Source organism: Streptomyces sp. NPDC051180, from assembly GCF_040689545.1.
GTDB lineage: Bacteria > Actinomycetota > Actinomycetes > Streptomycetales > Streptomycetaceae > Streptomyces.
In genome coordinates this window covers 23,164-33,849 of record NZ_JBFBBC010000030.1, presented here as the reverse complement: position 1 = coordinate 33,849, position 10,686 = coordinate 23,164, and the positions used below count along the sequence as shown (strand labels likewise).

General features: G+C 72.2%; 8 protein-coding genes and 1 pseudogene. 3 read left to right on the top strand and 6 right to left on the bottom strand.

Features of this window, described 5'->3' with window-relative positions:
- The 5 genes and pseudogenes from AB0424_RS30455 to AB0424_RS30435 form a co-directional block, all read right to left on the bottom strand.
- Nucleotides 1-199 (bottom strand): annotated as a pseudogene (locus AB0424_RS30455) (hypothetical protein); the annotation flags it as partial.
- A gap of 134 nt (nt 200-333) precedes the next feature.
- On the bottom strand, nt 334-1,179 hold the full coding sequence (locus AB0424_RS30450) for an S-methyl-5'-thioadenosine phosphorylase (protein WP_366310063.1): 846 nt from the start codon (nt 1,177-1,179) through the stop codon (nt 334-336).
- Between the two features lie 81 nt (nt 1,180-1,260).
- Nucleotides 1,261-1,590, bottom strand: coding sequence for an FmdB family zinc ribbon protein (locus AB0424_RS30445; RefSeq protein ID WP_366310061.1), 330 nt, complete (start codon nt 1,588-1,590; stop codon nt 1,261-1,263).
- 69 nt (nt 1,591-1,659) lie between these two features.
- Nucleotides 1,660-2,931: an MFS transporter gene (locus AB0424_RS30440; protein WP_366310059.1), complete on the bottom strand. Its 1,272-nt coding sequence runs from the start codon at nt 2,929-2,931 to the stop codon at nt 1,660-1,662.
- A 251-nt stretch (nt 2,932-3,182) separates the two neighbouring features.
- A complete protein-coding gene (locus AB0424_RS30435; protein WP_366310057.1) occupies nt 3,183-4,706 on the bottom strand; it encodes a potassium/proton antiporter in 1,524 nt (507 codons plus the stop codon).
- A 259-nt stretch (nt 4,707-4,965) separates the two neighbouring features.
- Here AB0424_RS30435 and AB0424_RS30430 point away from each other — a divergent pair, with 259 nt between their 5' ends.
- On the top strand, nt 4,966-7,704 hold the full coding sequence (locus tag AB0424_RS30430) for a penicillin acylase family protein (RefSeq protein WP_366310055.1): 2,739 nt from the start codon (nt 4,966-4,968) through the stop codon (nt 7,702-7,704).
- Here the strand turns inward: AB0424_RS30430 and AB0424_RS30425 are convergent, their stop codons facing one another.
- Nucleotides 7,705-8,298: a 5-formyltetrahydrofolate cyclo-ligase gene (locus tag AB0424_RS30425; protein ID WP_366310053.1), complete on the bottom strand. Its 594-nt coding sequence runs from the start codon at nt 8,296-8,298 to the stop codon at nt 7,705-7,707. It abuts the gene before it with no gap.
- Between the two features lie 104 nt (nt 8,299-8,402).
- Here AB0424_RS30425 and galU point away from each other — a divergent pair, with 104 nt between their 5' ends.
- Both galU and glp read left to right on the top strand, forming a co-directional pair.
- The gene (gene galU / locus AB0424_RS30420) at nt 8,403-9,314 is read left to right on the top strand and encodes a UTP--glucose-1-phosphate uridylyltransferase GalU (RefSeq protein WP_366310051.1); all 912 of its coding nucleotides are present in this window, start codon (nt 8,403-8,405) and stop codon (nt 9,312-9,314) included.
- Between the two features lie 100 nt (nt 9,315-9,414).
- Nucleotides 9,415-10,683 (top strand): gephyrin-like molybdotransferase Glp, encoded by a 1,269-nt coding sequence (gene glp, locus AB0424_RS30415; RefSeq protein WP_366310071.1) that lies wholly within the window; start codon nt 9,415-9,417, stop codon nt 10,681-10,683.
- Nucleotides 10,684-10,686: the final 3 nt, after the last annotated feature.

Below are 10,686 nucleotides of genomic sequence, written 5' to 3'. Positions count from 1 at the left end.
GCGCGGCCCCGGCCCCGCACCCCGCCCCCGCGCCGCCCCCCCCGCCCCCCCCCCCCGCCGCCAGCGCGAGGAGCAGCGCCGGCGCGAGCCACCCGCGCCGCAGCGCCCGCCGCAGCCGGTGCCGGGCGCCGCGGACCCGCAGCGGTTCGAAGGGCGGTACCGCGCGGGGCGCGGGAACGGAGGGGAGGGTGGTCGTCATGCGGGCACACCGCCTGTTCGGCCGGGAGCGGGAGGAGCAAGGTCCCGACCCACTCTCCCGGCCCCGCCGACGTCCCGCTCCGGCCTGGGGACCACACCCCGCCTGTGGACGACCGCGTCACTCCCGAGGGGGGTTCACGGCAGTTCGATCCCCAGGTCCCAGCCGTCGTGGGCATGGGTGCACAGGCAGTCGCGGTCGATCGTGGCGGGCAGTGCGGCCACCGCGTCGAACAGCACCTCGCGCAGCCGCCCCACGTTCTCGCCGAACACCCGCAGCACCTCCGTGTGGGAGACGCCCTCGCCGGTCTCGGCGCCCGCGTCGAGGTCGGTGACGAGCGCGAGGGAGGTGTAGCAGAGGCCCAGCTCGCGGGCGAGGACGGCCTCGGGGTGGCCGGTCATGCCGACGACGGACCAGCCGGCGGCGGCGTGCCACCGGGACTCCGCGCGGGTGGAGAAGCGGGGCCCCTGGACGACGACCATCGTCCCGCCGTCGACCGGTTCCCAGCCGCGCCCCCGGGCGGCCTTGACCGCGACGCGACGCCCGTCGGGGCAGTACGGGTCGGCGAAGGTCACGTGGACGACCCGGGGCAGGGCGCCGTCGGACCGCCGCTCGCCGTCGAAGTAGGTCTGCGCCCGGTTCAGTGTGCGGTCGACGAGCTGGTCCGGCACGACGAGGGTGCCGGGCCCGTACTCCTCGCGCAGTCCGCCGACCGCGCAGGGCCCGAGGACCTGCCGCACGCCCAGCGAGCGGAGCGCCCAGAGGTTGGCGCGGTAGTTGACCCGGTGCGGCGGGACCGTGTGGCCGCGGCCGTGCCGGGGGAGGAAGGCGATCGGCCGTCCGGCCACCGAGCCGAGGAAGAGGGAGTCGCTGGGGCTGCCGTAGGGGGTGTCGACGGACACCTCCGTGACGTCCTCCAGGAAGGAGTAGAGACCGGAGCCGCCGATCACACCGATCTCCGCGTACGCGTCGTGGTTCGCCATGGCGGTCACCCTATGCGCGGGCCCCGGCCATGCCGAGGGGCCCCGTCGCACGTGGCGACGGGGCCCCTCGGGAAAGAGATCTCAGGCGGCCGAGCTTCCGGTGCCCGACGAGGACGTCGAGGAGGCGGAAGAGGACGACGACGAGGTCGACGCGGCCGGCTTGGCGTCCGACGTCGTGGACGAGGTCGACGGCGTCGAGGACTTCGACGAGGCCGGCGAGCTGCTGGACGACGAGCCGCGGCTGTCGTTCCGGTAGAAGCCGGAGCCCTTGAAGACGATGCCGACGGCCGAGAACACCTTCTTCAGGCGTCCCTTGCAGCTGGGGCACTCGGTCAGGGCGTCATCGGTGAACTTCTGCACCGCCTCGAGGCCCTCGCCGCACTCGGTGCACTGGTACTGGTAGGTCGGCACTGTGACTTCCTCCTGGCACTCACACTCATCGAGTGCTAACGACGATCCATACTGACGTATTCCGTGGGTTCAGTCCACCGCCACCGGCACGCGGTGACCGATGCCACGCGCGGCGACCCGGCTCGACTCGCGCGGCTTCAGCCGCGACCGCAGGGCGAGGAGCGTGGTCAGGGCGAGTGCCGTGCCCGCCATCGGCACCAGGAAACCGCTGCCGGAGCCCTGTGTGTCGGCGAGGCGGCCGGCGACCGTGACGGCGGCGGCCTGGCCCAGCGCGACGGCGCCGGTGAGCCAGGTGAACGCCTCGGTACGGGCCGAGGCCGGGATCAGGGTCTCGACGATGGTGTAGCCGGTGATGAGGGCCGGGGCGATGAAGAGGCCCACGACCAGGCCCAGGGCGCCGAGGAGCAGCACCGAGTGCGCGGTCCACAGCAGCGAGGCTGCGGCGGTGAGCCCGGCGTAGCCCAGGATCAGGCGACGGCGGGGGCCGGTCTTCCAGGCGACGGCGCCCATGGCGATGCCCGCGAGCATGTTGCCGGCGGCGAAGATCCCGTAGAGCAGGCCGTTGGCGCCGGGGTTGCCGATCTCCTCGGTGAAGGCCGTGAGGGAGACCTGCATGCCGCCGAAGACGGAGCCGATGCCGAGGAAGGCGACGATCAGGACGCGGACGCCGGGGACGGAGAGCGCGGAGCGGTGGGGCTCCGCGGAGGTCGCCGCGGCGTGGCCGTACGCGGGCTGCGTGGCGTGCTGGGCGGCGAAGAACAGGCCGCCGACGAGGGTGAGGGCGGCCTCGGTGATCAGGCCGGCGGCCGGGTGGATGCCGGTGCACAGGGCGGTGGCGAGGACGGGGCCGACGACGAAGGTGAACTCGTCGGTGACCGACTCGAAGGCCGCGGCGGTCGGCATCAGCGGGGTGCCGTCGAGCTTGGCGGCCCAGCGGGCCCGGACCATCGGGCCGACCTGCGGCACCGAGGCGCCGGCGGGGACGGCGGCCAGGAACAGCGCCCAGAGCGGGGCGCCGCCCAGGGCGAGCACCACGAGCAGGGAGACGGACGCGGTGTGGACGAGGACGCCGGGGACCAGCACGGCGCGCTGGCCGAAGCGGTCGGCGAGCTTGCCGCTCTGGGGCGCGAAGAGCGCCATGGAGACGCCGGTGACGGCGGCGACCGCGCCGGCGCTGCCGAACGAGCCGGTGGTGTGCTGGACGAGCAGGACGATGCCGATGGTCAGCATCGCGAAGGGCTGCCGGGCGGCGAAGCCGGGGAGCAGGAAGGACAGCGCGCCGGGGGTGCGCAGCAGCTGCCCGTAACCCGGACGCGTGTCCGAGGTGACCGTGGACGCCACGGTCCTGGCCTTTCTGCCGCCTGGTAGCGCGCTCCCGCACGGTGGTGCGGATGTCGCCGAGAGCTGTCCTCATGCGCGTTACTGCGGTAGATACCGGGCCGGCCCCACTGCGGAGGGGCGCCACGGCCGCCATACGGTCGCGCCAGCTCTGCGTCAGGCAGAGTTGGTTCGATCAAGTGTGCCTTCATGGTACAGGGAGGAGCGTCCTCCCGCCTGGGAAAACGCTCCTGTCCTTCAATTAATGCCTCGGATTAACCGGATGTTCGTCGGTGGTGCTCGTCGTGCCGATGGAAGCGCAGAGCCGTTCCGGCGGGGGTGGAGGCCGCCGTCGCGCCCCCGGTGCCGAGCCAGCCGGCGAGCTTGCCGCCCTGGCCGACCGCGCGCAGCCGGCGTTCGGTGGCGTCCCGCACCGGGTCGGTGGTGACGACGAGGAGTTCGTCGTGGTGGCGCAGGACGGTCGCGGGGCCGGGGACGAAGCTCGCCCCGTCCCGTACGACGAGGGTGACGGCCGCCCCGGCCGGCAGGCGCAGCTCGGCGACCTCGACGCCGTGCATCCGGGAGTGCTCCGGGATGGCGACGGAGAGGAGGTGGCCGCGGAGCCGTTCGAGGGGGGCGGACTCGACGCCGAGGTCGGCCGCCTCCCCGGAGGCGCCGAGCTTCAGCGCCTTCGCCAGCCAGGGCAGGGTCGGCCCCTGGACGAGGGTGTAGACGACGACCAGGACGAAGACGATGTTGAAGATCCGCTCGCTGCCCTCGATGCCGGAGACCATCGGGATGGTGGCCAGGATGATGGGGACGGCGCCGCGCAGGCCGGCCCAGGACATCAGGGCCTGTTCCTGCCAGGGGATCCGGAACGGCAGCAGGCTGACCAGGACCTCCATGGGCCGCGCGACCACCGTCAGGACGAGGCCGATGACGACGGCGGGCCAGAAGTCGTGGACGAGCTCGTGCGGGGTGACGAGCAGGCCGAGCAGGACGAACATGCCGATCTGGGCGATCCAGCCGAGTCCCTCGGCGAAGCCGCGGTTCGCGGGCGCGTGCGGCAGCTTGGCGTTGCCGAGGACCATCGAGGCCAGGTAGACGGCGAGGAAGCCCGAGCCGTGGGCCATGGCGCCGGCGGCGTAGGCGACGACCGCGATGGCCATGACGGCGATCGGGTAGAGGCCGGAGGCGGGCAGGGCGACGTGCCGCAGGCCGTAGGCGCCGACGAAGCCGACGGCGAGACCGACGGCGACGCCGATGGCGAGTTCGAGGGCGATCTCGCCGACGAGCACGTACCAGTGGTCGACGGGGCCCGCGGTGGAGAAGGCGACGACGAGGATCACGACGGGGGCGTCGTTGAAGCCGGACTCGGCCTCCAGGACACCGGTGACCCGGGAGGGCAGCGGCACCTTGCGCAGGACGGAGAAGACGGCCGCGGCGTCCGTGGACGAGACGACGGCGCCGATGATCAGGGCCTGCCGCCAGTCGAGGCCGACGAGGTAGTGCGCGCCGGCGGCGGTGACGCCGACGCTGACGGCGACGCCGACGGTGGAGAGGACGACGGCGGCGGGAAGCGCCGGCCTGATCTCCTTCCACTTCGTGCCGAGGCCGCCCTCGGCGAGGATCACGACCAGGGCCGCGTAACCGATGACCTGGGTCAGTTCGGCGTTGTCGAAGGCGACGTTCCCGATCCCGTCCTGCCCTATGGCGACGCCGATGCCCAGGTACAGCAGCAGGCTGGGGAGGCCGCTCCGGGAGGAGATCCGGACGGCCGCGACCGCGATCAGCAACACGAGCGAGCAGATCAGCAGGAGTTCGTTGAGCTGGTGGACAGTCAGTGGCCGTTCCTTCCCCTCGTGTGCAGCTGGATCGTTCCTCCAGCGGACGACACTTCGTTACCTTACCTAATCTTTAACGTTTTCTTGACGCCGTCTTTGCGCCTCCTCGCTCATCAGTACGGTTCTCTTCCTGACACCGCGTCCAGGCCGCCCGGACGCTGCGCCTAAGGTGGCTCCCGTACTCCAGGATCACCCTGCCCCTCGAAGGACAGCGATGCCCTCCAACACGACCGCGCCCCCCGCCAAGAAGAAAGGGCGGCGCGCCCGCCTGCTCCTGCTCGTCCTGGTCCTCGCACTGGTGGCCGGTGTCGGGTTCGGCGGGTACTGGGGTGTCAGCACCGTCCGGGCCTCGTTCCCGCAGACCACCGGAGAGATCCGGCTCGACAAGCTCTCCGGCCAGGTCGAGGTCAAGCGCGACGCCAACGGCGTCCCGCAGATCTACGCGGACAGCGAGACGGACCTCTTCCGCGCCCAGGGCTACGTCCAGGCGCAGGACCGGTTCTACGAGATGGACGTCCGCCGGCACGTGACGGCGGGCCGGCTCTCCGAGATGTTCGGCGAGAGCCAGGTCGACACCGACGCCTTCCTGCGCACGCTGGGCTGGCGCCGGGTCGCGCAGCAGGAGTACGACACCGTCCTGTCGCCCGAGACGAAGAAGTACCTCCAGGCGTACGCGGAGGGCGTCAACGCCTACCTGAAGGACCGCGACCCCGCCGACGTCTCGGTCGAGTACGCGGCCCTGGCCCTGACCAACGACTACGCGATCGAGCCCTGGACCCCGGTCGACTCGGTGGCCTGGCTCAAGGCGATGGCCTGGGACCTGCGCGGCAACATGCAGGACGAGATCGACCGCTCCCTGCTGACCAGCCGGCTGAGCGCGGCGCAGATCAAGCAGCTGTACCCGGAGTACCCGTACGCGCTCCACCAGCCGATCGTGGGCCAGGGCGCCGTCGACGAGTCCACCGGGAAGTTCGACCCGAAGGCCGAGGCCGGCGAGGGCGACGGGGCGACCACCGGGGACACCCCGGGCAGCGGTCCCGGCTCCGACGGTTCCGGCGCGCAGTCCCAGCTCGGGGCGCTCTCCGAGGTCCTGGACACCATCCCCGCGCTGCTCGGCCCCAACGGCAACGGCATCGGCTCGAACTCCTGGGTCGTCTCCGGGAAGCTGACGACCTCCGGCAAGCCGCTGCTCGCCAACGACCCGCACCTCGCGCCCCAGCTGCCGTCCCTCTGGTACCAGATGGGCCTGCACTGCCGCTCGGTCTCGGCGACCTGCCGCTACGACGTCGCCGGCTACACCTTCTCCGGCATGCCCGGTGTGATCATCGGACACAACGACAAGATCGCCTGGGGTCTCACCAACCTCGGCGCCGACGTCACCGACCTCTACCTGGAGCGCGTCGGCCCCGACGGCTACCTCGTCGACGGCAAGGTCAAGCCCTTCAGCAGCCGCGAGGAGGTCATCAAGGTCGCGGGCGGCGAGGACCGCACGATCACCGTCCGCTCCACCGACCACGGCCCGCTCGTCTCCGACCGCTCCTCCGAACTGGAGGAGGTCGGCCGCCAGGCCCCCGTCGGCAACTCCGCCCCGGACCGCGGCACCGGCTACGGCGTCTCCCTCCAGTGGACCGCCCTCCAGCCGGGCAAGTCGATGGACGCGATCTTCGCGATCGACCGCGCCAAGGACTTCACCGCCTTCCGGGCGGCCGCGAAGAACTTCGAGGTCCCGTCCCAGAACCTGATCTACGCCGACACCGCGGGCAACATCGGCTACCAGTCCCCGGGCAAGATCCCGCAGCGCACCAAGGGCGACGGCACCCTGCCGGCTCCCGGCTGGGACTCCTCCTACCGGTGGAAGGGGTACATCCCCTTCGACCAGCTGCCCTACGAGTACAACCCGAAGCGCGGCTACATCGTCACCGCCAACCAGGCCGTGATCGAGGAGAAGACCTACCCCGACCTGCTCACCAAGGACTGGGGCTACGGCTCGCGCAGCCAGCGGATCAACGACCTCATCGAGTCGAAGACCCGGGACGGCGGCAAGATCTCGCCGGACGACATGCGGACCATGCAGACGGACAACCGCAGCGAGATCGCGACGCTGCTCAACCCGCTGCTGCTGAAGATCGACATCTCCGACCCCTCCGTCCGCGAGGCGCAGAAGCTGCTGGAGGGCTGGGACTACACCCAGGAGCCCGACTCGGCCGCCGCCGCCTACTTCAACGCGGTCTGGCGCAACGTCCTCAAGCTCGCCTTCGGCAACAAGCTGCCCAAGGAGCTGCGCGCCGAGGACGACTGCATCAACGTCCGGCCCGTCGACTCCACCGGCCCGGTCGACGAGCAGAACAAGCTCGTGCGGGAGTGCGGCCAGCGCGACGCCGACTCGGCGCAGCCCGACGGCGGCGACCGCTGGTACGAGGTGGTCCGCCCGCTCCTCAAGCAGGAGAAGAGCGACTGGTGGAAGACCCCGGGCGACCGGACGAACCAGCCCACCGCCAACCGTGACCAGCTGCTCGCCCAGGCCATGAAGGACGCGCGCTGGGAGCTGACGGCCAAGCTCGGCAAGGACGTCACCACCTGGAGTTGGGGCCGGCTGCACCAGCTGACCCTGAAGAACCAGACCCTGGGCACCGCCGGTCCCGGCGTCGTGCAGCAGCTGCTCAACCGCGGCCCGTGGAACCTGGGCGGCGGCGAGGCCGCGGTCGACGCGACCGGCTGGAACGCGGCCGGCGGCTACGAGGTCATCTGGGTGCCGTCGATGCGGATGGTCGTCAACGTCGGCGACTGGGACAAGTCCCGGTGGATCAACCTGACCGGTGCCTCCGGTCACGCCTTCCACTCGAACTACACCGACCAGACGGACGCCTGGGCCAAGGGCGAGCTCCTGGACTGGGCCTACGGCGCCGCGGCGGTCACCGCGGCGACGAAGGACACGCTGGTCCTCAAGCCCTGATCAGGGGCGGAAACGGGTGACCCCGACCGGGGTCACCACCGCGTGCACGGGGTGGTCGTGCGGTTCCTCCGGGACCCGGGCGACCACCTCGTCCGCGTAGAGGAGGACCACCAGCGCGGGGTCCAGGCCGGCCCGCGCCAGCCGGGCGAGCACCCGGTCGTACGAGCCGCCGCCCCGGCCGAGCCGCATGCCGCGCCCGTCGACCGCGAGGCCCGGCAGCAGGACCGCGTCGGCGGTGCGGACCGCCTCGGGGCCCAGTCGCGGCCCGACCGGTTCGAGGAGCCCGCGGCCGGCCTTCGCCAGGTGCTCCGGACCCTCGTACGCGGCCCAGTCGAGGTCGTTGTCGGGGAGCAGTACGGGCAGCAGGACCCGGACCCCGCGCGCGTGGAGCGCGTCGAGCAGCGCGCGCGTGCCCGGCTCGCGGCCCACCGACACGTACGCGGCGACGGTGCCCGCCTCCGCGAGCTCGGGGAGTTCCACGCCGTGGCGGGCGAGGGATTCGGCCGTGTCCGTGAGGGAATCAGCGCTCAGGGCGGCGCGGGCCGCCAGAAGTCGCTTGCGGAGCAGGGCCTTTTCGGAAGCATCGGGTGTCATGTCGGCCTCATGTGAATGCACGAATGTCTTGTAACTGTCTTTATGTGAAGGAAGTTAACCGAAGGCACATCTTCCTCTCATTCCGAACGGCTAAGGTGCACCGCATGAATCAGTCGCTCCCCAGGCTCGGCCGGATCAGCAAGGCTGTCATCCCGGCCGCCGGCCTCGGCACCCGCTTCCTCCCGGCGACCAAGGCGACGCCCAAGGAGATGCTGCCGGTCGTCGACAAGCCGGCCATCCAGTACGTCGTCGAGGAGGCCGTCGCGGCCGGTCTCTCCGACGTCCTGATGATCACCGGTCGGAACAAGCGTCCCCTGGAGGACCACTTCGACCGGAACTACGAGCTGGAGGAGGCCCTGAGCCGGAAGGGCGACGACGAACGCCTCTCCAAGGTCCAGGAGTCCAGCGACCTCGCCACCATGCACTACGTGCGCCAGGGCGCCCCGCGCGGCCTCGGCCACGCCGTGCTCTGCGCCGCCCCGCACGTCGGCGACCAGCCCTTCGCGGTCCTCCTCGGCGACGACCTGATCGACCCGCGCGACCCGCTCCTCGCGCGCATGGTCGAGATCCAGGAGCGCGAGGGCGGCAGCGTGATCGCCCTCATGGAGGTCGACCCCTCGCAGATCCACCTGTACGGCTGCGCCGCGGTCGAGGCGACCGTCGACGCGGACGTCGTGCGCGTGACGGACCTGGTCGAGAAGCCGGAGCCGGCGGAGGCCCCCAGCAACTACGCCGTCATCGGCCGCTACGTCCTGGACCCGGCCGTCTTCGAGACCCTGCGGGAGACCGAGCCGGGCCGCGGCGGCGAGATCCAGCTGACCGACGCCCTGCAGAAGCTCGCCGCCGACGAGAAGATCGGCGGCCCGGTGCACGGCGTCGTCTTCAAGGGGCGCCGCTATGACACCGGTGACCGCGGGGACTATCTGCGTGCCATTGTCAGACTCGCGTGCGAACGTGAAGATCTGGGACCGGACTTCCGGGCCTGGCTCCGGAGATACGTCAGCGAGGAGATGTAGCACCTTGAGCAGCAGCACGGCACCGTCGCCGTCCCCCGACGACAACGGCCACGACCACGGGGCGGGGCCCGCGGACCCCTGCGCGGGCCCGGCCCGCGGCCTGTGGTCCGTGGACGAGCACCTGGCCGACATCCTCGCGACCGTCGGCCCGCTCGAACCCATCGAGCTGCAACTCCTCGACGCCCAGGGCTGCGTCCTCGTCGAGGACGTGACGGTGCCGGCCGCGCTGCCCCCCTTCGACAACAGCTCCATGGACGGGTACGCGGTCCGGGTCGCCGACGTCTCCGGAGCCACCGAGGAGTTCCCCGCCGTCCTCACCGTCGTCGGGGACGTCGCCGCCGGCGACGGCGGACTGCCCACCGTCGGCCCGGGCCAGGCCGCCCGGATCATGACCGGAGCCCCGCTGCCGCCCGGCGCCGAGGCCGTCGTCCCCGTGGAGTGGACCGACGGCGGCACGGGCGGGGGCGCGGCCACCGGCATGCGCGCCGCGAGCACCGCCCCCGAGGGCGCCGCGGGCGAGGTCCGCGTCCACCGCTCCGCCGAGGCCGGGGCCCACGTCCGCACGGCCGGCAGCGACGTCCGGGCCGGCGAGCGGGCCCTGGCGGCGGGGACCGTCCTGGGGCCCCCGCAGATCGGTCTGCTGGCCGCGATCGGCCGGGGCACCGTGAAGGTGCGCCCCCGGCCCCGCGTGGTGGTCATGTCCACCGGCAGCGAGCTGGTCCAGCCCGGCGAGCCGCTCGGCCCGGGCCAGATCCACGACTCCAACAGCTTCGCCCTCGCCGCGGCCGCCCGGGACGCCGGAGCGCTCGCCTACCGGGTGGGCGCCGTCGCCGACGACGCCGAGTCGCTGCGCGCCACCATCGAGGACCAGCTCATCCGCGCCGACCTCATCGTGACCACCGGCGGGGTCAGCGTGGGCGCCTACGACGTGGTGAAGGAGGCGCTGACCGCCGACGGCCAGGTCGACTTCCGCAAGCTGGCCATGCAGCCCGGCAAGCCGCAGGGCTTCGGCGCGATCGGCGCCGAGCAGATCCCCCTGCTCGCCCTTCCGGGCAACCCGGTCTCCTCGTACGTCTCCTTCGAGTTGTTCGTCCGTCCCGCGATCCGCGCGCTGATGGGGGTCGAGGACCTCCACCGGCCCCGCGTCCAGGCCGTCCTGGCAGCCGACGAGGCCCTCTCCTCGCCGCTCGGCCGCCGCCAGTTCCTGCGCGGCACCTACGACGCGGAGGCCGGCACCGTCACTCCCGTGGGCGGCGCCGGTTCCCATCTGATCGCGGCCCTCGCGCACGCGGACTGCCTGCTCGTCGTCCCGGAGGAGGCCGAGGGCGTGGAGCCCGGCAGCACGCTGGAAGTGGTCCTCCTCCGCTGAGGG

Coding starts and splice junctions, on each gene's coding strand:
- AB0424_RS30450 (WP_366310063.1), bottom strand. CDS start 1,179: ATGGCGAACCACGACGCGTACGCGGAGATCGGTGTGATCGGCGGCTCC.
- AB0424_RS30430 (WP_366310055.1), top strand. CDS start 4,966: ATGCCCTCCAACACGACCGCGCCCCCCGCCAAGAAGAAAGGGCGGCGC.
- galU (WP_366310051.1), top strand. CDS start 8,403: ATGAATCAGTCGCTCCCCAGGCTCGGCCGGATCAGCAAGGCTGTCATC.
- AB0424_RS30425 (WP_366310053.1), bottom strand. CDS start 8,298: ATGACACCCGATGCTTCCGAAAAGGCCCTGCTCCGCAAGCGACTTCTG.